Annotated in this window: 21 protein-coding genes and 1 pseudogene; 6 read left to right on the top strand and 16 right to left on the bottom strand. The window is 61.9% G+C overall.

Annotation, left to right across the window (positions count from 1 at the left end):
* Entirely contained in the window at positions 1-978 is a 978-nt protein-coding gene (locus AC1Q7H_RS27810; RefSeq protein WP_317920530.1) for a Bug family tripartite tricarboxylate transporter substrate binding protein, read from the bottom strand.
* Positions 979-1,102: 124 nt separating this feature from the next.
* Positions 1,103-1,999: a LysR family transcriptional regulator gene (locus AC1Q7H_RS27805; RefSeq protein WP_317920529.1), complete on the bottom strand. Its 897-nt coding sequence runs from the start codon at positions 1,997-1,999 to the stop codon at positions 1,103-1,105.
* A gap of 105 nt (positions 2,000-2,104) precedes the next feature.
* Here AC1Q7H_RS27805 and AC1Q7H_RS27800 point away from each other — a divergent pair, with 105 nt between their 5' ends.
* Positions 2,105-2,839, top strand: a complete 735-nt coding sequence (locus AC1Q7H_RS27800; RefSeq protein WP_317920528.1) for an enoyl-CoA hydratase/isomerase family protein — start codon at positions 2,105-2,107, stop codon at positions 2,837-2,839.
* A gap of 170 nt (positions 2,840-3,009) precedes the next feature.
* On the opposite strand, the pseudogene AC1Q7H_RS27795 reads toward AC1Q7H_RS27800, so the two are convergent.
* Positions 3,010-3,133, bottom strand: a pseudogene (locus AC1Q7H_RS27795) (IS110 family transposase); the annotation flags it as partial.
* A gap of 237 nt (positions 3,134-3,370) precedes the next feature.
* Here AC1Q7H_RS27795 and AC1Q7H_RS27790 point away from each other — a divergent pair.
* Positions 3,371-3,499, top strand: coding sequence for a hypothetical protein (locus AC1Q7H_RS27790; RefSeq protein ID WP_317920527.1), 129 nt, complete (start codon positions 3,371-3,373; stop codon positions 3,497-3,499).
* Between the two features lie 52 nt (positions 3,500-3,551).
* Here AC1Q7H_RS27790 and AC1Q7H_RS27785 read toward each other — a convergent pair whose 3' ends face one another.
* The 3 genes from AC1Q7H_RS27785 to AC1Q7H_RS27775 all read right to left on the bottom strand — a co-directional run bounded on the left by AC1Q7H_RS27785 (position 3,552) and on the right by AC1Q7H_RS27775 (position 7,459).
* A complete protein-coding gene (locus AC1Q7H_RS27785) occupies positions 3,552-4,688 on the bottom strand; it encodes a putative sulfate exporter family transporter (RefSeq protein WP_317920525.1) in 1,137 nt (378 codons plus the stop codon).
* A 759-nt stretch (positions 4,689-5,447) separates the two neighbouring features.
* Entirely contained in the window at positions 5,448-6,608 is a 1,161-nt protein-coding gene (locus AC1Q7H_RS27780; RefSeq protein ID WP_317920523.1) for a DUF1275 domain-containing transporter, read from the bottom strand.
* Between the two features lie 11 nt (positions 6,609-6,619).
* Positions 6,620-7,459 (bottom strand): fused MFS/spermidine synthase, encoded by an 840-nt coding sequence (locus AC1Q7H_RS27775; RefSeq protein ID WP_487247059.1) that lies wholly within the window; start codon positions 7,457-7,459, stop codon positions 6,620-6,622.
* On the opposite strand from AC1Q7H_RS27775, the gene AC1Q7H_RS27770 reads away from it, so the two are divergent.
* Positions 7,420-7,608, top strand: a complete 189-nt coding sequence (locus tag AC1Q7H_RS27770; protein ID WP_116321373.1) for a ribbon-helix-helix protein, CopG family — start codon at positions 7,420-7,422, stop codon at positions 7,606-7,608. The two genes, AC1Q7H_RS27775 and AC1Q7H_RS27770, sit on opposite strands and share 40 nt — an antisense overlap.
* 248 nt (positions 7,609-7,856) lie before the next feature.
* On the opposite strand, the gene AC1Q7H_RS27765 is transcribed toward AC1Q7H_RS27770, so the two are convergent.
* From AC1Q7H_RS27765 to AC1Q7H_RS27720, 10 genes are all read right to left on the bottom strand, one after another.
* The gene (locus tag AC1Q7H_RS27765) at positions 7,857-9,056 is read right to left on the bottom strand and encodes an MFS transporter (RefSeq protein WP_116321276.1); all 1,200 of its coding nucleotides are present in this window, start codon (positions 9,054-9,056) and stop codon (positions 7,857-7,859) included.
* Positions 9,057-9,060: 4 nt separating this feature from the next.
* Positions 9,061-10,269, bottom strand: a complete 1,209-nt coding sequence (locus AC1Q7H_RS27760; RefSeq protein WP_116321275.1) for an ABC transporter substrate-binding protein — start codon at positions 10,267-10,269, stop codon at positions 9,061-9,063.
* A 1-nt stretch (position 10,270) separates the two neighbouring features.
* Positions 10,271-11,059 (bottom strand): GntR family transcriptional regulator, encoded by a 789-nt coding sequence (locus AC1Q7H_RS27755; RefSeq protein ID WP_116321274.1) that lies wholly within the window; start codon positions 11,057-11,059, stop codon positions 10,271-10,273.
* A 39-nt stretch (positions 11,060-11,098) separates the two neighbouring features.
* Positions 11,099-13,237: an acetate--CoA ligase family protein gene (locus AC1Q7H_RS27750; RefSeq protein WP_116321273.1), complete on the bottom strand. Its 2,139-nt coding sequence runs from the start codon at positions 13,235-13,237 to the stop codon at positions 11,099-11,101.
* Positions 13,238-13,436: 199 nt separating this feature from the next.
* Positions 13,437-14,198 carry an enoyl-CoA hydratase/isomerase family protein gene (locus tag AC1Q7H_RS27745; protein WP_116321272.1) on the bottom strand — a complete coding sequence of 254 codons (762 nt, stop codon included), beginning with the start codon at positions 14,196-14,198 and terminating at the stop codon, positions 13,437-13,439.
* A 5-nt stretch (positions 14,199-14,203) separates the two neighbouring features.
* Positions 14,204-14,926 (bottom strand): ABC transporter ATP-binding protein, encoded by a 723-nt coding sequence (locus tag AC1Q7H_RS27740; RefSeq protein WP_116321271.1) that lies wholly within the window; start codon positions 14,924-14,926, stop codon positions 14,204-14,206.
* The gene (locus tag AC1Q7H_RS27735; protein WP_116321270.1) at positions 14,923-15,681 is read right to left on the bottom strand and encodes an ABC transporter ATP-binding protein; all 759 of its coding nucleotides are present in this window, start codon (positions 15,679-15,681) and stop codon (positions 14,923-14,925) included. Before AC1Q7H_RS27735 ends, AC1Q7H_RS27740 begins: the two co-directional genes overlap by 4 nt.
* On the bottom strand, positions 15,678-16,685 hold the full coding sequence (locus tag AC1Q7H_RS27730; protein ID WP_271816383.1) for a branched-chain amino acid ABC transporter permease: 1,008 nt from the start codon (positions 16,683-16,685) through the stop codon (positions 15,678-15,680). Before AC1Q7H_RS27730 ends, AC1Q7H_RS27735 begins: the two co-directional genes overlap by 4 nt.
* A complete protein-coding gene (locus AC1Q7H_RS27725) occupies positions 16,682-17,551 on the bottom strand; it encodes a branched-chain amino acid ABC transporter permease (RefSeq protein WP_116321268.1) in 870 nt (289 codons plus the stop codon). Before AC1Q7H_RS27725 ends, AC1Q7H_RS27730 begins: the two co-directional genes overlap by 4 nt.
* Before the next feature lie 150 nt (positions 17,552-17,701).
* On the bottom strand, positions 17,702-18,013 hold the full coding sequence (locus AC1Q7H_RS27720) for a hypothetical protein (RefSeq protein WP_233528218.1): 312 nt from the start codon (positions 18,011-18,013) through the stop codon (positions 17,702-17,704).
* Positions 18,014-18,139: 126 nt separating this feature from the next.
* Here AC1Q7H_RS27720 and AC1Q7H_RS27715 point away from each other — a divergent pair, with 126 nt between their 5' ends.
* The 3 genes from AC1Q7H_RS27715 to wrbA all read left to right on the top strand — a co-directional run bounded on the left by AC1Q7H_RS27715 (position 18,140) and on the right by wrbA (position 21,227).
* Positions 18,140-19,783, top strand: coding sequence for an ISL3 family transposase (locus tag AC1Q7H_RS27715; RefSeq protein ID WP_116321372.1), 1,644 nt, complete (start codon positions 18,140-18,142; stop codon positions 19,781-19,783).
* Positions 19,784-19,988: 205 nt separating this feature from the next.
* Positions 19,989-20,288, top strand: coding sequence for a hypothetical protein (locus tag AC1Q7H_RS27710; RefSeq protein ID WP_233528217.1), 300 nt, complete (start codon positions 19,989-19,991; stop codon positions 20,286-20,288).
* 204 nt (positions 20,289-20,492) lie between these two features.
* Entirely contained in the window at positions 20,493-21,227 is a 735-nt protein-coding gene (gene wrbA, locus AC1Q7H_RS27705; RefSeq protein ID WP_158577681.1) for an NAD(P)H:quinone oxidoreductase, read from the top strand.
* Positions 21,228-21,794 lie beyond the last annotated feature (567 nt).

Genomic DNA, 21,794 nt, shown 5'->3' with positions numbered 1-21,794 from the left:
TTACTTGGACGACAGATCGATCTGTTTCGCCAGTTGCCGCCAGCGCAGAACTTCTTCCTGCAAGCTGGCGTCAACCTCATTGGGAGCGCGGGGCTCCGCGGGAGTCAACCCAGCGCTTTCGAGCCTGGCGCGGACGTCGGGCGTAGCCAGTGCGGCAGCCACCCCCTGGTTGATCTTCCGCACGATCGGGTCTGGCGTGCCTGCCGGGACGTGAATGCCAAACCACGGCACGACCAGAGCCGCCGCGTATCCCGCCTCGACGATGGTGGGGACGCCGGGCAGCAGAGGAGAACGCTTGGGGGCGATCACTGCAAGCGCCTTGAGCTTGCCAGCCTTGACCTGCGGGGCCGCAAGGCTCGAACTGACGAGCATGAACTGCACGCGGCCTGCGATGACGTCCAGAAGCGCTGCAGGCGCCCCCTTGTAAAGGACCTGTGTCGCCTCGAAGCCCGCCTGACGTTTCAACACTTCAGTGCCGATGTGCGCCGAACTTCCGTTGGCTGGAATAGCATAGAACACCCTGCCGGGGTTAGCCTTCGCATAGGCGATGAAGTCGCCGATGGTGCTTGCAGGCACCTGTGGAGCAACGACCAGAACGTTGGGGGCGGTTGCGGTCAAAGCAACGGCGCGAAAGTCCTTGATCGGATCGAATGACAATGACGCGTGCAATGCCGGAGCGACCGTGAGGGGGAACGAGGACGCAAGCCATGTGTAGCCGTCCGGCGCGCTCTTCGCGACGGCGTCGGTACCGATATTTCCGTCAGCCCCGAGCTTTTGCTCGATGACGATTGGCTGGCCCAATGCCGTGCTCAGTTTTTCGGCGACAACCCGAATGACGGTATCGTTGATCCCCCCCGCAGGAAACGGGGTAATGACGCGTATCGGCTTGGAAGGCCAAGTTTGTGCGCCTTGCGCCACGCAGACAGATGAAACTCCGAAGGCCAATGCAGCAGCTACGAGTGCTGTCAACTTTTTCATGAAAATCTTTCAGTGAAGATCCCGGTCTGGATGGAAACCAGCGAAGCCGGAACGGGCTCCGGCGTCATTCATGGTTAATCTTGCGCGCCGATTCGTAGCAGCAGCTAAACAATCGGTTAGTTCTTCAACGCTCTTCGCCGTGGCCGGAAAGCAGGCGGCTCAAGTGTTCCGCAAACCGTTCGGCTGCAGGTGACAGCGCGAATCGCCGGTTGCGATACAGCATGACCTTGCGCATCACCGATGGCTCGACCAGCGGCACCAAGACAACGTCGTACGCTTTCATCAACCTGCGTCCATAGTCCGGGCTGACCACGACACCCCGGTTCTCGTTCGCCAGCGCCAATGCGGTCGTGAAATGCCCGACGTCGTATGTATTCGCAAGCATGAATTGATACTTGGCATCTCGCGCTATCAACGGCGCTGCGCCACGATCGATCATGATCATCTGTTCATCCTGCAACTCGGCCCATTTCACTGAAGTTCGGCCTGCGAATGGATGATTGATTGAACACGCTATGTTCAATCGTGTGGAGAAAATAGGGGCCGCGACGATATCGTGCTCGCAGGTCCGCTCGGGGGCCACGACGAAATCGACCTCGCCTCGTACCAGAAGTTCTTGAAGTTTGTCGAATAGAGCATCCACCGGCAGGATCTTGATCTTCGGCCATTTCGCCTGCAACTTGGTGCAAACCGGCGGTAGAATGGTGCAACTCAACAACTGAGTCGCGGCCACGCGCACGACCCCCTCGCTTTTCTGGCCAATGTTCAGGATCGCCTGGGTCAGATTGCGATGCTCCGAAAGCAGCCGCTCCGCGTAGGGCAACAGGGCTTGCCCCGCCTGCGTTAGCCGGACCGATCGAGTCGTTCGATCGAACACCTTGAACCCCGCCGTCTCCTCGACAGACTTCACGATCAGACTGAGCGCGGGACTGCTCAGATGGAGCACCTTGGCGGCCTCGGCGAAGCTGCCGAGCTGCGAGATCGCAACAAACACTTTCAGTTGTCGAATTGACAGATTCATCCGTAAATGTTCCTTATCAGCAGATAAGCCAATTGAGCCCATCGATGTGGAACGATCGATGGGGGCTGTCACCACGGCCTCAGCATATCCATACAGGAAGCACTCATGTCAGAAGTGACCTACCAGTCCAGCAAGGGCGTCGCCGTCATCACGATCAACCGCCCGAAAGCCCGCAACGCAGTAAACACTGTCGCCTGTCAACAGCTTCACGAAGCCTGGAAACGCTTCGCCGCTGAAGATGATCGGGTTGCCATTCTCACCGGCGCCGGCCCCGATTTTTGCGCAGGAGGCGACGTTCGTGACATGCCCGACAACGCATTGCTCTGCATGCCAAATCTTTCGGTGCCTTGCGACAAGCCTGTGATCGCAGCGGTATCTGGATGGGTCATTGGTGCAGGCTCCTCATTGACCATGATGTCGGACATGGCCATTGCGGCTTCGGACTCCAAGTTTGTGTATCCGGAAGCGAAGGTCGGTGCATTCGCCGGACTCATGGGCGGGTTTCCGACGCGTATGCCCGTCAAGGTCGGCATGCAATGGACCTTGACGGGAGACCCGATGATGGCACAACGCGCCTATGAGATCGGCTTTATCAATGAAATATGCGAGCCGGGTGAACAACTTCCGCGTGCCCTTGAGTTGGCGCAGAAGATCGCGCACAACGCGCCGTTGGTGGTAAGGGCTCTGAAGACGCTGGCCCGCGAGACGCTGGTCAAGGGGCCTGTGGAAAATGCATTCGCACATAGCTTGATGCTTCAGGGTATTCGCACGAGCCAGGACTATGAAGAGGGGCTGAGTGCGATCAACCAGAAGCGTAAACCGAACTTCATCGGTCGCTGATCAGGGATACATGCTAAGCCGCCGGGGATCCCATAGTGACCGCTGACGGCAGTCACGGCTGATATTCATACGATGGCAGGTTGCCAGCGGTTGGGCAGCAACTCCTCCGCGCAACTGGCCTTGTGCGTTGGCATCCGATGTCTGACTTCCAATTGTTGGCGGCTGATGCAGAGCATGCGGCGTGTCTCGAAGCGCGCTTTGCATGCGTCGTCGCGCTTTTGAGTTGCCGAAGTCTTTGGCCATGGAGGCCAAGCTCACCAGGGCAGCGATCTCGCGACGATTGAGCCTACCAAGCCCGCCGACTAACCGAATCCTTCTTCAGCAGAGGCTGCGGCCCATGCGTCCAAGACCGGCGAGCTGGCAGCGTGGGATTAGTCAGCATGACTCCCCTGAAGGGCAAGAGGGCTGGCCCGCCGTGAGCGGAGTCATACTGACTAGTCCGATCGCCATCGCAGGCGGGTGAACTCGTGCGGCCGGCATGAGGCTGGCGGGCTCGCCCACGGTGCGCCCTCGTCACACAAAGTGCGGAAGATGCATGACGGCGTCCATCCGGCCGATGGCGTTGACCTGGTCGGCGACTGGTCGGGTTTCGTCGGCGCTGGCAAGGTCACCCACCACAATGGCCGTCGCGCCCGCCAGGCCCCTCTGCCGATCCGGTGATGAAAATTCGGCTCATGGGGATGTCCTTTCTACGGGAAGACCGTCGGGCTTCTCAGTCGCTCACCCGCGAAGTGAAGGTGAGCGATGGGCCGAAACTCAGCAGCGGTCCCAGCTCTTTCATCACGCTGGCCACGTGGGCGTTCTTGGCGTGGGAGTCGACAGCCATCTGGTTGGCCCAGCCGTCGATGATGCAGAACGTGTTGGGCTCGTCGAGCTTCTGATGAAGGTTGTAATAGAGACAGCCTTCTTCGGCCCTGGCGGGCTCGACGAATTGGAGCGCGAGTTCGCGCACCCGCTCACGGTTGGCCGTCTCGCAGCGCAGCTCGCACACGATGTGGATTTCGTCCGGTAGATGGCCCCACTTCAGCATGGCGAGCACAAGGCAGACCAGGAAGACGGTTTCGCCCACCATCAGCACCACAGGCTTGATGCCAACAGCGGCCAGTTCGCGCAACTGCGTCTTCATACCGATGCCCACCATAGCGGCGGCCAGACACCAGCCAGACAGGCTGATGCCCACGTCGGCCACCACCTTGGGCACATAGCCCGTGCTGTTGATAGCCACCAGCACCGCAAAGCCTACGGCAAACCAGGGCAGCAGCGGGGAGCGGGGGCCGTCGCCCTGCTTGCCTTCATCTCGTGATTTGACGCGGGTGTAGGTCACGGCGAACAAAATGACCGGCAACAAGCAGGCCACACGCAGCAGCTTGACGAGGGTGGCCGTGTCGCCCACTTCTTTCGAGATGCTGTAGCCCGCGCCCACCACCTGGGCCACGTCGTGGATGGTGGCGCCAAGGAACACGCCGGCCATGTGCGGGTTCAATCCCAGCATGTGCATGATCGTGGGGTACAGGATCATGCTGGTGGTGGACAGCGCTGAGATGCCAATCACGGTGAACAGCGTGGCGCGTTCCTTGAGCGGGTGGGGCGGCAGCGCGGCCGACAGCGCCAGCGCGGCGGACGCTCCGCAGATCGCCGTGGCCCCGCCGCTCAGCAGCCCGAATAGGCTGTTGAAGCCTATGAGCCGCGCCACGACCATCCACAGGCCGATGGTCAGCATGAGCGACACCCCTACGATCACCAACGGCTGCCAGCCCAGTGCCATTACCTGCGCGCCGGTGATGCGCAGGCCCAGCAGTGCTACGCCCCAACGCAACACCTGGCGCGAGGTGAAATCGATGCCGGTCATGCACGGCCCCCTCGGTGGTGAGAAAGTTCATCGCCATGCCCAGCAGCAGCGCAAATAGCATCTGCGGCGCGTGATAGTGCTCTGACAGAAAGGTGGCCGCGACTGCCCCCACGGCGCAGGCCACAACGCCGGGGAACAGGATGCGGATGCGATACATCATGATGAATCCTCCTCAGTTGTCTCTCGCGCTACGCGCCGCCTTCAGCCCATGAAACCGGCGCGGCCCAGGCCTCGACTGAGGAGGCCATCTATTCGGCTTTCAGAACCGTTGGGACTTCGTACCGAATCTAAGGATCGACACCGAGTTGATGCACGATTGAGATGCTGTTCGATAGTTCCAGGGCCACTGCCAATACATCTTCTCCGGGCACAGAATGATTGATATGGTTCGGTTGCATGACGTGCGCCAAGGTGAATGGGTCGCACCTTTACTTTAGGAGCGCTTTGCGTGCGTTACCGACCCGCCTTCATTCATAGGATCTAGAGCTGCATTTTTTGTCGGACGCCGGCTCCTGATATCGCGCAATCTCTTACGAAATGAAGAGTGCCCCGACTCCAGGTCGATTGACTTGCACGAAGAATGCCACGCCGATGTGCTTACTTGGGTTTTCCTTCATGCGCGCCCATGCGCGATCCGTGCCTTGCATCTGCTCGACATGATCGCAAACGGGCATCATTCCGGCCCACGGCAACAGCCACACCGTGACCTCGCTGTGGAACTAGCACTAGCCGATGGCTGCGCCTGATCGGGTCATTGTTTCAGGGGATTCCCAGCCCAGACAGATGTTGCATGAGCCAGATCATTGCGGACACCGCGGCAAGGGCCCAGAGCGCGACGATCACCAGCGGCGCAACGTGGCTGACGGGGCGGCAGGCAGATGCCGCGGCCGCCCTGCGATGCTCGCGCATCACCTCGACTGGAATCCATCGTATTGCCACCAACAAGAGGAGAGGCACCACCACCACGTCATCCAGATAGCCGAGCACTGGGATGAAATCCGGGATCAGGTCAATGGGCGACAAAGCATAACCGGAGACCAGCAAGGCCAGCGCCTTCGCATACCATGGCGTGCGGGGATCTTGCGCGGCCAGCCACACGGCGTGCACATCTTCCCTGACTGCGCGTGCCCAACGCCGGGAGCGTGCGACCAAATGAGGCAGAAGGTCCCGGCACCACAAATGCAGACGCACATCGTCGAGCACCGGGACTGCCGCGAGGGCGAGCAGCAGGGTTGCCAGCACCAGCGTGGCGCTGAACCCAACGTGCTTGAACCCCAAGGCGCCCATGACGCCGCCGGCGAAGAACAATGCGACGAGCGTGATGAGTACCCGTAGTTTGTGTCGATTGGCGAGCACCGGTGGCTTGCTCGAGTCGGCTCTGGACAAATTCCAATAAAACAGCTTGCCCAGTTCTATGCCGATGTCCGTGACCATGCCGGTCACATGCGTGGTGCGGATCTCGGCATTCGACAACTTGGTGATCATGGCATTTTGTAAGCCCATGATGAAACAGAGCACCATTACCGTTGCAGGCACGAACAGCCATTCGTGGTGCTCGAGATTGCTCCCCAGCAGGCCAAAACATACCAACAGCGCGGCTTCCAGCAGGAGCGGCAATGCGTATTTGCTATGCAGGTACTCTCGTCGACCCCAATTAATCAGCACCGCTGAGCAGGCGGCGCCCGCCAGAAACGATAGTAGGGCCCCTAGGCCATCCAGCATCAGCCAGAGGCTGCCAAGCGCCAGGTTGTCGGCCATCGCGGACACAATTCCGGACATGTGCGAGGTGTACTGCTGGACGGCCAGGAACCCGCCCGCGTTGGTCGCTCCGGCCACAAAGGCCAGGTAGCAGGCCAGTTGCCGATTGCGTCCGGGGCTGCGCTCCTTCCCGGTTAGCTTACGCAAATACAGGATTGGCATGGTTGCCTTGGTCAGCAGGCTGGCGCGGAAGAGGGACTTGCCGGCTTGGGCCAGGCGGCGCGATTCGACGCAACGCGCTCGCCGCTTTTCAGGCGGCGGGCGGCCGCAGTCAGGTTCAGCGGGTGCGCCGTTTCCAGGATGCGCGCACGCGCCACCAGTGCGTCCAGAGGGGGCAGTTTGTTGTGAGTCCCTTTCCAGGCGAACAGCGTGTAGTTAGCACTGTCCTCGGACAGGGAAATCGACATTGATCTGCCGAACACGACACTGACTTCCTCCAGGTAGAGCGGAATATCGGGATCGCTTTCGAGAAAATTCGCGACCAGCACACCGTTGTCGGACAAGCGCGCACGACAGGCGGCATAGAAGTCTGCTGTGCCAAGCTGAACCGGCATGCCATCAGCCAGGAACCCGTCCACCAAGATCACGTCCGGTCGCGCATTCTGGTTCGCGACATATTCGGCGCCATCGGCGCAAACCACCTTGAGTCGTTCATCGTCCGGAGGGATTTGGAACTGCTTGCGCAAGGCGATGACCGCCGGATTGATTTCAATTGCTACAACCTTGGTGTTGGGTAGATGCCGGTAGCAGTATTTGGCAAGTGAACCGCCACCCAAGCGCATCATCGAGATTCTGGTAGGAGTCGGGTGCAACAGCAGGAAGCCCATCATCGTCCGGGTGTAACCCAGCACGAGCTTGTCGGGATCCTTGCGCGACATGAAGCTTTGGGTGGCCAGTGCGTCGAAATGCGGTGACAGCGCGTGCTGGGTTTCCAACACCTGGGGCGTACTGTCGCTGGCCGCCTCGGCCAAGAATTTCAGATTGGCCTCGCAAGACCGCTCGCCTGACCGTATTGATCGACCCGGCGAAGAAGAGGGCCTTCAAGGCGCTCTGTGCCGCCCAGGATCAGACCCCATCTCAAGTTGTTCGCCAGATGATTCGCGACTATTTGCAGCAGTACCAAGTCGAGCCCAGACTGCATGGCCCATCGACAACCCGATGAGCCAGCGAAACAGCAGGCCGAGGGTCAGCCCGAGCGGGCCGCCCTGGTACGCCAACTCGGCACCGTGGGTACGGTGTTGTCCTCGAAGTTCGGAGCGCGAATTGCGCTGGCAGGAAATGCTGCAACACCTGCCTTTCGGCCGTGCCGCATCCGCGGGTGAGATGGCAGATCTCGTCGTGTTTCTTGGTTCCGACAGAGCGTCCTACCTCAGTGGCGGTCGTAGTCGACGCTGACGGAGGGTTCAGTCCTTAACGTGGTTCCTGCCGGTTCCTACGCAGCCGGCGCATGCCAATTAGTCCGAATATCGGCCCCGGCAGCATGATCCATGCCACATGCGACCCTAGTGCCGGAAAGGAACCGGTGGCGATCGGGATCGATACGGTCGTGAGTGCGAAGCCCAGGCAGTTCTGGATGGTGAGCGCGCTACCCAGCAGTTGCGGCGGGCAAGCCTGTACCGACATGGCCGAGAATTGTGGCGAATCGGCAATCACCGCGATACCCCACAGAAGAAGAAGCGCCAGAACCAGCGCTGCAGGCGCATGATCGAGCATCGGATACAGTGCACACATGAGTCCCGAGGTGCCAAGCGCAACCCAGGCTACGCGCGCCGAACCCACGTGCCGGCTTAGCATGCCGCCAGCAATGCTACCCAGCGCGCCTACCCCGATTACCGCAAAAGCCCAGGCGGAGACAGCGGTTGGCGCCGCTGCGGCACCGTGCGTCAGCACCGGTGCCAGCAATAGCGGCACCAACGTCCAGAAGGTGTAGAGTTCCCACATGTGCCCGAAATAGCCGAAGGCAGATGCCCGGAACGCCGGCACGCGGAAGGCCTGCAAAACCCGGGCGCCACCTGGGGGTGGCCCAATACCGCGCAGCTTCGCGTGCGGTCCGTCCCCCAGCAATCCGACCAGCAACGCCCCAAGCAGCGCTAAACAAGACGAGCTAAGCATCACCCACTGCCACGACACCGACGCGCCCAGTGCCCGGATGCCATGCGGCAAAGCTGTCCCGAGCGTGAGCATCCCTACCAGCAGACCCAAACTCTGTCCCGCGCGCAACGGATCCCAGCTGACGACGAGCTTCATACCCAGCGGGTAAATGCCCGCCAGTGCAAGGCCGACGGCGAACCGAAAGGCCATGGCGTCGGCCATCCCTTGGCTGAGCAACGCGAAGCCGGCATTGCAGGTGGCACCGAGCAGGGCACACCCCATGAAGATTCGGCTCGCCGCAAAGCGGTCAGCCAAACCGCTAAGCGCGAACCCCAATGTTCCGGCGATGAAGCCGGCCTGCACAGCGTTGGTAAGCCAGCCGATATCGGCCGTGCTCAGGCCCCACAGCCGCCGCAGGTCGTCGGCTGCGCTGTTGGCACTGAACCAGAGTGAAGTGCCAAACAACTGGGCGATGACGATCCACGTCACCGGCCTGGCTTGGAGCGCTGCGGCGGCCATGGAGTCAGAGTTCCTTGCAGCCGGTGTGGGCCGCGTCAACCTTCACCGTATCCCACGGCAACGGCTCGATCACCTTCCAGCCGACCTTGGCGCCATAGGGCGAGTCCTTCACCGCAACCGTCTCCGAGAAGTAGGTGCCCACGGTGCCCTGGTGGTCCTGTTTGCGAATGGCAAGCTTGCCGACCACCGTGTCCACTGAGGTCTTCTCCAGCGAGGCGATCAGGTCCTTGGGCGACATGGACGGCGACGCGTCCATCGCAGCCAGGGCAAGGCGCATTCCGGCGTACGCCTGAATCGCCTGCGGGCCAGGCACACTATGTAACGTGGCGGTATATGCTTTGACGAAGCGCGCCATTTCCTTGTTCGTACTCTCCGTCGTCCAGGAACCGAACAAGCCAGCGGTTACCAGCTGCGGGACGTCACTGCCGAGTGCGGCAAGCATGGAATCCGGCATGCCCAGCGGCGGCAGCATGAACTGCTTCAGTCCAAAGCTTCGTACCTGACGAATGAAGGCGGGCATGTCGTCGCCTACCGCCAGCGCCAAGTAGATGGCATCGGCGCCGCTGCTCTTGATCTGCGAGATAGCGCTGGACCAGTCAGCCGTGCCCATTGAGCGGCCAGCCTCGCCGACGATCTTGACCCCCGGGATCTTCGCGAACTCTGCCTTGTTGCTCTGGCCCCAGACAACGTCGTGGTAGACAATGAACCACTTTTTCTGAAGCAGCTCGGGCCGCTTTTGCATCAGCACGCGGGTGGCATTCCCCACCATTGCATCGTTCGGGTTGGTGCGGAACACAAACCGGCTGCACTGCGCGCCAGTCACCTGAACCGCCTGAGCATTCGTGGTCACAATGGGAACATTGAGCCGCTCAGCTTGTGCGGCCAGCCCCAGTACCAGAGCACTGGTGGCGCCGCCAACGAGAATGGGGGCCCGGTCCTTGATGACAAGCTTTTGCGCTTTCATCAAGCCGGTGGCGGCGTTGCCCTGGTCGTCCTCAATCACAAGGCGTACCGGCTTGCCTTTGACCGTCGGATGGTCCTTGACGGCCAGTTCGTAGCCGTTTTTCATGTCAATGCCCAGCGGCGCGAGCGCACCGGTGGTCGGAACGATCACACCGATCACCACGTCATCCGCCGCGTTGGCCATCACGGGCAAAAGCGTAGCGCACGTGATTGCAGCGGCGCAGAACGCAAACGTCTTGCTGATTTTCATGTCATCCCCTCTTAATCGAAGTGCCCGCTGCCAGCTTCATCTGCCGGACGGTCTGATTGGCGCCCGCGGTTGCGCTATATGGTGAGCCAGGCGGCTCGTCTTCCGCGATTTCACGGTCCTTGTCGTACACCGCCATGATCCAGCGCCGCGCGGCCTCGTCGGCCTCGCGGCTATCGCCACGCTCGATGGCGGCCAAGACCGCTTCCCAGTTCTCGATCCAGCCGGCGCGGTTGCCCTCGTCGCGCATCACCTTGCGCGTGATCGGTAGCGTCAGCCGACGCAGGGACATCAAGAATTTGCGCGCGTACTGGTTCTGTCCGGCTTCGACGAACTGCAGGTTGAGCCGGAACATCTGCGCGAAGAAGGTGTCAGTGTCCTCTTGCACGCTTGCCTTGAGAGCATTGGTGCTTTCATGCAGTACCTTCAATGTGGCCGCATCGTTTTTCGATGCAGCCTCCGCGGCAATCAGGCCATACAGCACAGCGCGTACATCGAAGGACTCCTTCATGGTCTGCGGCGTCAATACCGCAACTCTGGCGCCCCGGCGCGGCTGAACATCCACCAGCCCTTCGACCTGGAGTTGCTGAAACGCTTCACGCACGGGGCCGCGGCTGACGTTGAAGGCCTCGGCAATCGTCATCTCAATCAGCGGTTGGCCGGGCGCGTACACGCCGCGGATGATGTCATCCGCCAGGCTGTTTGCGATTTGCTCGACCAGCATCAGCGGCACTTTTGCGCCTCGGCCATCAGGCAGGTAGTTGTCGCGCCCTGAATCTTCGTTGTGGGCCATATCAGTCCTTGTCTTCGTTTGCCGCCGCCGCGGCGCTAATCAATGCGGCTTTGTCGAGAGCAAAAGCAGTTTCTGCAATGCCCGGACCGCCCTCGCAGTGGAGGGGAACACCGCGATGCCTTGTTCCAGAAGCTCCACGCGTTTGCGACGCACGAGGTCCTCCTGTGTCGTGTCGCCGGTTGAGCGTAGCGCCACGCACACAGGAGGACCGCTGGAACTGGCGCTGGCAATGCTGGCACAGATGGATTCGATCTCCTTCACACCGTCGGCCTCGCTGTCCGCGAAATCCATGATCGAGCCCATTTCCACATATACCACCACCGCATCGACGGCCGGATCCTTCTTCAATTGGTCCACTATGTCGCCAAAGATGTGCCGCTCGCCTTCTTTCAGCCCCCACACTGGAATGTCAATCGGATTGGCGACGCTGGTGCCCGGCAGCCCGAAACGGCTGAGCGCATGAGCGGTAGCATCCGAGAGGGGCGGCACCTCAAGGCCTGCACGTGCAGCGGCGTCGCAGCACGTCACACTGACACCGCCGCCAGAGCCAAAGATACCAAGGCCTAGTCCGCGCAGGCTGCCATGCGCGCTATGGATGAGGAAAGCGTCCATCAGCTCGTCAACGCTATCGACCTCCAGTACGCCGGACTGCTTCACCGCGGCACGCCACAGGGTCTGGTCCGTGGCCAGCGCGGCGGTATGGCTGCCGGCAGCGACCAACCCTTGCTCCGTCGTGCCGCCCTTGAACAGGATCACCGGCTTGCTAATTTGTCGCGCCAAGCGGAAGAACAGACCGGGGTCACGGATCGACTCACTGTAGAACGCGATCAGTGTGGTGGCCGGATCCGCTTCGCAGAACAGCAGGAAATCCACCAAGTCGAGGTCACTGCAGTTGCCGCAAGAGAGCACCCGTGCCACGGGAACGCCTTGCACCTGGGCGCGTCGCACCACGTCACCCGCGAAGGTGCCGCTTTGGGAAATGAAGCTGATCCCGCGCGTGGCCGTCGGGCAGTATTGTGCCGCACCCATCGCCATGCGGCTCGTCGCGCTGAACGTGCCGATGCAGTTGGGGCCAACCATACGCATGGTACCGTTCGCGAGCACTGCTGCGATCTCACGTTCCAGTGCCTCGCCCTTTGAGGGATCGTCACCTGCTGACCATTCGGAAAAGCCGGCGGTGAGAACCTGTACAACCTTCACGCCTATGTCCTGACACTGGCGCAATGCGTCGGGCACCTGAGCGGCGCCCAGCGCGATATAAGCGCGATCTACTTGTGCCGGCACATCGAGGATCGAGGGGTATGCCGGCAGGTCGCAAATTGTCTTGGCCTTGGGATGAATCGGGTAGATTGGTCCGTGAAAGCCGAAATCCAGCAGGTTCCGGATGCTACGGTAGCCCAGCTTCGTCGTAACAGTTGACGCGCCGATGAAGGCAATGGACTGGGGGTCGAACAATGCCTCGACGCCCTCGAGTCTCGCGCCGCGGCGCGCCGCCGCCTCCGCTACTTGCGTCGCCGACAGGACCCGCGGGCCCAACTCCTTCGCCAGTGGCATGACCACCGCGTCTACTGCCAGGCAGCCGCTAGGGCCGACGATCACCGGATTGATATCGACGTCCCCGACTTCGCCGCGCAAGATCAGCCCATCCGGACCTGCCACCGCCAAAAGGCAAGAGCGCAGCGCCGCCCGAGCATCCGGGTCGAGCGGTATGCGCCCGGGCGGAAACGCCTCGTCAATCAACGCGGAGGCGGCGCGCTCGGTAAGCGGGGCCAGTGCCGCGGCGGGAGCAGCTTTCTGCTCCACGCCCGTGCCCCCGGAACCCAGCAACACCACGGCGCCATAGTCGCGGTCCACCCGAGCCCCGATGAAAACCTCCAGTCCCTCCGGCACGCGCTCTTCGACCAGTACGCCGTCGAGGCGCGCCTGTGGCGATGAAGCCCTGCACGCATTCAGGATGTCGTCGAAGGCTTGTCCCACCTCCGCCAGGGGCACCCCTACGCGCACACCCCCGGCGGCCGCCTTGTGCACAATGTCGGGTGATACCACTTTCATCACCACGGGCCGCTCAAGCGCTCGCGCCGCTTGTATCGCCTCAGCCGCAGAGGTGGCCAATTGCGGTCGAGTGGTTGCGATCCCGCAGGCGCGCAGCAGTTTTTTTGATTCAATCTCGTTCTTCATGGTGTCCGTTCGAAGGTAACTAGGTTTAGCGAGCAGGGCGCACGTCAGATCAGGATCTTGCCTCACTGGAACCAATGCAGCGGCTCCGGCGTTTGCCCACGGCACCGCGGCAGCGGACACCGGATGGAGACGGCGCGGCGGCAACTCGACCCTGGCAAAGAGGAGATCCTCATTGACATCTGTTCGGACGAGAGCGGGTCTATTGGAAACGTGGCGCACGCTTCTCGAGAAAGGCGCGGATGCCTTCGCTTGCATCGGGTGCGCGCTGCAGTTCGGCACTTGCGCTCCATTCGTGCTCACGCGCCGCGTCGGCGCCGGCGTACAGCCCTGTCTCGAGGCCAGTCTTTACCTCCCAGACGACGCCGGCCGAATGACGCGTGATCTCGCCGGCCATGGCCAGCGCAACGTTAAGCGCACCACCTTGCGGCGCGGCACGGCTGGCAAAGCCGAGGCGCAGTGCCTCTTCAGCTTTCATCTCGCGGCAGGTCACCAGCAGTTCGTGTGCCACCGGGCGCGGTAGCAGTGCCGGGAGCCGGCTTAGCTGTCCGCCAATCGGCAGCAAGCCAATGCGGGCGCCTGGCGCGGCAAAGCTGGCATTGGCCGCGCATACGCGAAAGTCGCAATTCAGGGCCAGGATGAACCCGGCAGCGAGCGCGTATCCATTGACGGCGGCGATCGTGGGCGTGCGCATGCGCGCAGGCATGAGGAAAGGCTCGTTAAGCGAAGCATCCGAGGCCTGGTCCTGATGCGTGAGCATCTCCTTCAGGTCATGGCCGCTGGAGAACGCGACATCGCCCTCACCAGTGATCACGACGCATTTCACAGCAGGGTCGCGCTCGGCTGCGTCGAGATGGCGTCCCAGCGCCTGTGTCATCTCATGCGTGAAGGCATTGCGCTTGGTCGGGTTGTCGATCGTGAGCACGGCGATGCCGTCGCGCAGTTCGAGTCGGATGGCAGGCATCAGAGTCACTCCACAGTGAGTCGCTTTTCCAGGGAAGCCGGGTCAGCGAGCACGCGTTCACGCGTCTCGCTGAAGACGATATGGCCGCTCTCGATGACCTGGAAGTGGTCGCCGACGGCGGTGGCCAGCGCCAGGCTCTGCTCCACCAGCAGTACGCCAATGCCGCGCTCACGCATCTCGAGGATGGCGTCATGGATCGCTCCCACGTAATTCGGAGCCAGCCCCTCGGTGGGCTCATCGAGTAGGATGTAGCGTGGGTTGGCCACCATCGCGCGCGCCACTACCAGCATCTGCTGCTCCCCGCCGCTTAGCGTGCCGGCCAGTTGGTCCATGCGCTCTGCCAGGCGAGGGAACAGCCGCGTGGCGTCGTCAATGGTGAATGGCTGTGAGCCTTCCGTAGCGGGCTGGCGCGCTACCTCCAGGTTGTCGCGCACGCTGAGGCTGGCAAATACCTTGCGGTCTTCCGGCACCAGCGTGACCCCGGCTCGCGCGCGGCGGTGCGTCGAACCTTGCAGGGGGCGACCGTCGCACACGATCTGTCCTTCCTGGCGGTCAACCAGACCGAGGATGGCACGCAGCGTGGTGGTCTTGCCCATGCCGTTCAAGCCCAGGAGGCAACTTACCTCGCCGCGCCGCACACGCATCGATACGCCATGGAGGATGTGGCTACTGCCATAGGAAGCCGACAACTGGTCGAGTCTCAGTTCGCGGTTAGTGATGCCGTTCATGATGCAAAGCTCCCGTGCAGGTACGCGCTCTTGACCGCAGCACTTTCCCGAATGACCCTCGGCGGGCCGTCGGCGATCACCTTGCCGTTTTGCATCACGGTGATCGCATCGGACAGCGCCATCACCATGCCGACGTCGTGCTCTACCAGCACGATCGTCAAGCCCATTTCGTCGCGCAGTTTCAGAATCAGCTCGCCAATGCCATGCCGGTCGCCCTTGGACATTCCAGCCAGGGGCTCGTCCATCAGGATCAACCTCGGCTTGAGCGCCAGCCCGATGGCCACGTCGAGCGCGCGCTGCGAGCCGTGGGCCAGTTGCTTGGCAGTGAGGGCCGCCTTATCGGCCAGGCCGACGCTGCGAAGGTGCTGATGGGCTTCGGCAGCAATCTCGTCTTCATCGGCACGGGAACACCGTACGCTGAAGTTCAGTCTGCGGCTTGAGCGAATCGCCAGCGCAACGTTCTCGCACAGCGTCAGTTCAAGAAAGACGCTGGTGCGCTGGAAGGTGCGAACGATGCCGCGGCCCGCGAGGCGTTCGGGCGTCCAGCCGGTGACATCGCTGCCGTCGAACGACACGCGGCCGGATGCCGGCGGGATCGCGCCAGTGATCAGGTTGAACAACGTGGTCTTGCCGGCGCCGTTTGGCCCCAGGATGGCATGGATGGTTCGCGGCATGACGCTCAGCGAAACGTCTTGCACCGCCTTCAGGCCACCGAAGTGTCGGGACAGGCCAGTGGTTTGCAACAGCGCGCTCATCGTCCCGCTCCCTTATCTGCTCGTCCGACCCGCGTCGCCCACAACGGCCGCAGCAATCCGTACAACCCGCCCGGCGCCACCAGTACGATCACCACGAACAACGCGCCGAAGTACACCAGCCACGCGTCGGTGATACTGCTGATCGCGTGCTCGGCAAAGGTGAAGGCCACCGCGCCTAGCGCGGGCCCCACCACGCTGCCAACACCGCCCAGTACGACGTACATCAGAATCTTGCCGCTCTGGAACCAGTGCAGCGATTCCGGCGTGACAGCGCCGTTGAACAGGACGAACAACGCGCCCGCTATCGAAGCCAGAATGGCCGAGATGACGTAGGCGGTGAGCTTCAGGCGGAACACGTCGATGCCGATGAAGCGCGCGCGCTCGGGGTTGTCACGCAACCCCAGCCAGGCTTTACCCAGCGGCGTGGCACGCAGGTAAATCACGCCCGCTACCATGGCCACCAGCACCGCCAGCAAAAGCCAGTACCAGGTGTTTTGGCCAACTATCTTCAGTCCGAACAGCGTGGGGGAGGGCACCCCCTGCAGGCCGTCCTCGCCCCCGGTGATACCGGCCGCCACAAACACCAGCGAGTACAGTACCTGGCACAACGCCAACGTCAGGATGGCAAAGGCCTTGCCGACTTGGCGCAGGAAGATCAGTCCAACGCCGGTAGCGAACAGCAACGCCACCAGTGCCGCCATCAGCAGCAACAACAGCAGATCGGCAGTCACCCCGCGCGCCAGCAGTCCCGCAGCGTAGGCGCCCAGGCCGAACCAGGCGGCATGACCGAAGGACAGCAGGCCGGTATTGCCCGTCAGCATGTCCAGGCTCACCGCCAGCATGGCGGCGATGAACGCGTGCGAGAACAGCACGATGACAAAGGGCTGCTCGGTGAGCCACAGGGGCAGAAGCGCGGCAGCGATGACCACCAGCACCGCAGCAACGGACACCAGGTTGATGCGGCGCGGCGGCAGCCCGACTGGTAGAGACGAGGTCCTCATCATTCTGTCCTCCCTTCGCCAAACAGGCCACGCGGCCAGCGAACCAGCATGGCCATAAGGATTATGAACAGCAGCATCATTGCCGCGTGGCCGCCGGTGAAGGCCTCGCCAAACACGACCACGAGCCCCACCAGGTATGCCGATACCACGGCGCCTCGAAAGCTGCCCAGCCCGCCGAGAATGACGGTCATAAACGACAGGATCAGCATCTTGTCGCCAACAGTTGCGTAGGCATTCAAGATCGGCGCGGATGCCGCCCCCGCGATGCCAACGAGCGCCGCGCTCACGCCAACCACTGAATGCATCAGCACGTTGCGATCAATACCCAGGCATGCGGCCATTTCGCCGTTGTCATTCGCGGCCCGCACGCGCAGTCCCCACCGGGTTGTTTTCAAGACCAGCATCAAGGCGGCAGCCAGCGCGATTGACAATAGCGAGGCAAAGACCCGATACACCGGCAACGACACGCTGCCCATCTCCAACGTTCCGGCCAGCGCTGTAGGCGGCACCAGCACCTGGATGTCCCGGCCGCCCGCCTCGTACAGCAGTCCGGTAATTAGCATGGCCAGGCCAAAGGTCAGAAGAAGACCGTCCATCATGGGGCGGTGACGGATGCGCGAGAACAGAGCCCAGTCCATCGCCACGCCGACAGCGCCGACTGCCAGCGCCGTGAGCGGGAGCACCCACCACAGGGGTAAGCCCTTCGCCACCAGCCAGACGCCTGCCATGGCACCGATGCTGTAGAGGGCGCCGTGGGCGAAGTTGATGATTCGCCCGACGCCGTAGATCAGCGTCAGCCCCAGGCTGGACAGCAACAGGATCGATCCGAAGACCACCCCGTTTAACAAGAGTGATAACAAAAGCACCATCTTTCTCCCCGGACTGGTAAATTGTTAACAATCGACTGTTAACTGATTATAGGCGTGCAATGGCTTTCTAGAAGATAGGGATACTGCCTATGGGGTTTACCTTGTGGGCAGCATGGAGGCTCAAAGATCACGAAGCATGTTGCGTTGCACCTAGCCCTGCCTGGCGGCCAACTGTGAGAGGCCGGACAGGTGTTCGAGTGCCATGCGGTGTTTGAGACGCATAAACGCCTCCTCGAGGCGCCAGCGCTGGTGATAGAGATCGCGGAAGGCGGCAGCCGGGTAGCGGTGCATGTCGAGCAGATTGGTGATGAGCACGCGCACCTTACCGGCTGGCGAGATCTGTCGGATCAGCCGGACGGTCTGCGGGGTAGCCGCACACTCATAGTCGCGCGCGTCATTGCGGGCTGGAGCCGGGAGTGTGACGATGGCCTCGTCGCGGCCGGAGCGGACGAAGTGTCGCACGGGCGGTAAAGCCGCTGCCGTCGGCGCGCATGCAGAAGGGGATTTTTCGGGATCTCCCGCACTTTGTGTGACGACCGCGTCAAGGGCTTGATTTCGGGCCGATCTGGCTTTACGTTGATCGTTACCATGAGCCACGTTCTCGGTGGGATCGATCGTATTCTCGCCCGTGTGGGTAAGCGCTTCATCTCCAGCGATGCGCGAGGGGATACCATTACCGTCGAAGCCTGCAGTACGGTTCGCGCGGCACCGTGTCCTGCCTGCCATCGTTGGAGTAATCGACGCCACGGCAGCTATGTGCGCAGGCTGGAAGAACGTCCGATGCTCGAACAGCGGGTCGTTCTCGCCGTTGAGGTGCGTCGCTTCAAGTGTGCAAACGCCGGCTGCCCGCGTCGTACCTTTGCCGAGAACATCCACGCCTTAGCCGGTCCGCATCAACGTTGTACGCGATCGCAGGCTCGGGCGTTGCACGCGCTGGGCCATGCCCTCGGTGGTGAGGCGGCAGCCAGGCTTGCTAACGTCCTGGGCTTGCGCACCAGTGCCGACACCGTGCTGCGGGAGTTGCGCAGAGCTCCTGAGCGCAAGCGCAAACCACGACCGCGGGTCGTCGGCATCGATGACTGGGCGATCGCGCGCGGTCACCAGTACGGAACGATCATCGTCGACCTGGAGCGGCGTGAGCCTATCGAAGTGTTCGCCGGCAGGGAAGGAACTGCGGTGGCCGCGTGGATGCGTGCGCACCCATCGATCGAGATCGTCGCCAGGGACCGGGCTGGGGCCTACTCCGAGGCGGTCGACATCGCGCTGCCGGCAGCCACGCAAATCTCGGATCGCTGGCATCTACTGTGCAATCTGCGCGACAACGTTGAGAGACTGCTGTGCCGACTCGGACCGCAACTGCGCCAAGCCGCGCAGCAAGTCGAGGTCGGTGGCGTGACCCTGGGACGGCAGCGGGAGCTGAGCCGCAACTCACTGTGGTCATGGCAGCGTCTGAGCGATCAGCGACGCGCCTCGCGGGTGGCGCTGTACGAGCGGGTTATGGCGCTACACGCCCAGGGCGCCACGATGAAAGGAATCGGACGCGAGCTCTCAATCGACCATCGAAGCGTGCGCAACTTCATCACCGCGGGGGCATTCCCCGAGCGCGCCCCCAGGGCGCGGGGTCCGACGCCTTTAGATCCTTATCTCGGCTATATCGAGGAACGAATCGCACAGGGCTGTCGCTTTCCTGAACTGATCTGGCAGGAACTCAAGCAGCGAGGATATACGGGCAGTCGCGCCGCCGTTCGGAATTGCGTGATTCGCCTCCTTTTTCCGCAGGGCAAGAAGCCTCCTTTCCAGGCACCCGTGCGCACGATGCCGTGCCCGTCGGCCCGGCGCGTGTTCGGATGGCTTATCCGATGGAGGAAGCTCGCGGTCGCGGAGCCCAAAAGCGCGGACCACGAGCGCTTCGTGCAGGCGCTGTGCAAGATCGAACCCGTGGTGGGCGAGGTCCGCAGCCTCGCGCGGGAGTTTCTTGGGCTCATGCACAGGCGAAGTCCGCGGCAGTTCGATCGATGGTTGAAGCGTTTGTCGCGCTGCGACGCTTTGGAAATGCGGAGGTTCGCGCAAAGCCTGCGCGCCGACTTACCGGCTGTGCGGGCGGCCTTCAAGCTGCCATGGAGCAATGGGCAGACCGAAGGGCACGTCAACCGGCTCAAGTTCCTCAAGCGCCAGATGTATGGCCGCGCGAACATCGAGCTTCTGCGGCTGCGGGTATTGAAGCCAAACTGATAGACCTGCCTTGTCCTGCATGACACGCTAGTCCGATCGCTCGCAGGCGGGTGAGCTCGCGCGGCCGGCATGATGCTGGCGGGCTCCTACGTTCGTCAACAAGAAGAATGGTGGTGGGCGGTGGAGACGACGGCCGCTCCGCGCTACAACATCCTCCACGCCAGCGCGCCCTCGTCACACAAAGTGCGGAAGACCTAACATTGCTTTGTTCTACCGTGAAGCAGTCATCGAGCCAGCCTGGTTCGGCATCCGCTATCAGGCCATGGACGAGTTCGCGCTACACCAGGGGCTGACCACCTGCGGCAGGCGACATAGCGCTGCCATCGCGCACCGCGATGGCAGCTTCACCAATCGCTGCTTTACGGACTGCGCGGCATCTTTCAATCTGTGTCATTTCCTTCCCCCGTTTCTCGCCGCGCGTCTGCGTCAGCCATCGTGTCGTCCGATGGGGGGCCACGCGAACCGGCCGGCCATCTTCGGTCATTCGATTCCGGGAATAAAGTGAATACGGGCTATGGAATGGCGGAAATGACGTGGTTTTATTATCGTAAAGACGATTAAGGAGACGTGAAAATTCCAGTGAGCAGACCATATACCGGCGGCGCTCTGATTCAACGCGACCTTGGATGGATCTGGTCACCACCGGCAATGAAATCACATCGGCGGGATACTGATTTTTTCCCTGCTGCCTTTTCCATTGAGACCGACATTGAACGAAAGCCTTACACAAGCGGCAGTTGGCGGGGTTGAACATCGTTCCGCCATCCGCGTACTGGTCATTTTTCACTCGTGGTCCGGAAATACGCTGTCGCTTGCCCAGGCAGTCGCAGAGGGAGCAAGGAGCGAATCCTGCGCAACGGTCAGCATCCGCCGAGTCTCCGAGATACGGAATGAACAGGAGCTGATGTTGGACCGACGATTCGGCCAGCAGTTTGCAGCAGCGTGCGCATATCCGGTCGTGACGGTGGATGAAGTGCTGGACGCGGACGTGATCATCCTTGGCTGCCCGACGCGCATGGGGACGCTCTCGGCCGAGATGAAACGCTTCATCGACGGGCTGGGACCGATATGGAGCGACGGGGCATTGGCCAACAAGGTCGGCGCAGCCTTTACCACGGCGTCGACGCCTCACGGTGGCCAGGAAATGACGCTGTTGTCTCTGGTGGTTGCGATGAGCCATCTTGGCATGATCGTGGCCTGCCCGGGCTACACCGCCGACATCTTCGAAGTTGCGGGATCTCCCTACGGAGCAAGCTCGACGTCGAAGGTCGACGGCATTCGCACCAGGCCACGGCCCGCGGATCTTGCCGCGGCCGCCGCGCTCGGGAATCGATCGGCTTGCGTGGGGGCATGGGTACGCCGCGGGCGGCAGAGGGGAAAGACTTTAACTGAAGGAGAGAGACAAGATGTCGACACAAGAAGCAACGCTGGTGAACGTGTATAGCCCGATCGGGCATCGGGATGTCCGGACGGACAATGCATTTGGATTGAACCGCATCCATCAGCGTGATATTGCGTGTGGGCAATGCGAAATGATCGAGTTACCCGGTTGAACTCAAGCTGCTCATGCCGGGTTTCAACTGGCTTCGCCTGGGCGCGGTGGTCGCACACGCGCTCAATGGCTACCACAGCCCGCTGCCGGCAGGCTCTTCCATTTCCGTACACACGCGCCATGCCGGGCGCATGTGCTTCGAAGGTCCAGAGCTGGTCCCGATGTGCGGCGCGATGTTGGGGTCGTCCTTGCGGATGATCATCGACCCATCGTCGGTCTCGGCACCAGACGAAGCCGTTAGCCGAACTTAAAATGCAATTAATCGCCAAGCTTCGCTTGCAACCATCAGTCGTTTGCTGGCATGAGGTTGTTCCCCGTCGCCCTCGGCATAGCATGCGCACGATTGGCATCTTCCCTCGGACGCGCGCAGCCTCTTGGGGCGCCAGATCCACCCGCGATGCGCCTTCGATGAGGCAAGCCCAGTAGGGGTGCCGCGGCATCAGGTCCGGATGCCCCGCG

The organism is Cupriavidus sp. GW823-FHT06D04 (assembly GCF_058795055.1).
Note: the sequence above shows the minus strand (reverse complement) of the source record. Positions and strands in the feature narration are given on the sequence as shown.

What these genes read in the sequence shown, in the direction of transcription:
- AC1Q7H_RS27810 (WP_317920530.1), bottom strand. Translation starts at nt 978, where the DNA reads ATGAAAAAGTTGACAGCACTCGTAGCTGCTGCATTGGCCTTCGGAGTT.
- AC1Q7H_RS27805 (WP_317920529.1), bottom strand. Translation starts at nt 1,999, where the DNA reads ATGAATCTGTCAATTCGACAACTGAAAGTGTTTGTTGCGATCTCGCAG.
- AC1Q7H_RS27800 (WP_317920528.1), top strand. Translation starts at nt 2,105, where the DNA reads ATGTCAGAAGTGACCTACCAGTCCAGCAAGGGCGTCGCCGTCATCACG.
- AC1Q7H_RS27790 (WP_317920527.1), top strand. Translation starts at nt 3,371, where the DNA reads ATGCATGACGGCGTCCATCCGGCCGATGGCGTTGACCTGGTCGGCGAC.
- AC1Q7H_RS27785 (WP_317920525.1), bottom strand. Translation starts at nt 4,688, where the DNA reads ATGACCGGCATCGATTTCACCTCGCGCCAGGTGTTGCGTTGGGGCGTA.
- AC1Q7H_RS27780 (WP_317920523.1), bottom strand. Translation starts at nt 6,608, where the DNA reads ATGCCAATCCTGTATTTGCGTAAGCTAACCGGGAAGGAGCGCAGCCCC.
- AC1Q7H_RS27765 (WP_116321276.1), bottom strand. Translation starts at nt 9,056, where the DNA reads ATGGCCGCCGCAGCGCTCCAAGCCAGGCCGGTGACGTGGATCGTCATC.
- AC1Q7H_RS27760 (WP_116321275.1), bottom strand. Translation starts at nt 10,269, where the DNA reads ATGAAAATCAGCAAGACGTTTGCGTTCTGCGCCGCTGCAATCACGTGC.
- AC1Q7H_RS27755 (WP_116321274.1), bottom strand. Translation starts at nt 11,059, where the DNA reads ATGGCCCACAACGAAGATTCAGGGCGCGACAACTACCTGCCTGATGGC.
- AC1Q7H_RS27750 (WP_116321273.1), bottom strand. Translation starts at nt 13,237, where the DNA reads ATGAAGAACGAGATTGAATCAAAAAAACTGCTGCGCGCCTGCGGGATC.
- AC1Q7H_RS27745 (WP_116321272.1), bottom strand. Translation starts at nt 14,198, where the DNA reads ATGCCTGCCATCCGACTCGAACTGCGCGACGGCATCGCCGTGCTCACG.
- AC1Q7H_RS27740 (WP_116321271.1), bottom strand. Translation starts at nt 14,926, where the DNA reads ATGAACGGCATCACTAACCGCGAACTGAGACTCGACCAGTTGTCGGCT.
- AC1Q7H_RS27735 (WP_116321270.1), bottom strand. Translation starts at nt 15,681, where the DNA reads ATGAGCGCGCTGTTGCAAACCACTGGCCTGTCCCGACACTTCGGTGGC.
- AC1Q7H_RS27730 (WP_271816383.1), bottom strand. Translation starts at nt 16,685, where the DNA reads ATGATGAGGACCTCGTCTCTACCAGTCGGGCTGCCGCCGCGCCGCATC.
- AC1Q7H_RS27725 (WP_116321268.1), bottom strand. Translation starts at nt 17,551, where the DNA reads ATGGTGCTTTTGTTATCACTCTTGTTAAACGGGGTGGTCTTCGGATCG.
- AC1Q7H_RS27715 (WP_116321372.1), top strand. Translation starts at nt 18,140, where the DNA reads ATGAGCCACGTTCTCGGTGGGATCGATCGTATTCTCGCCCGTGTGGGT.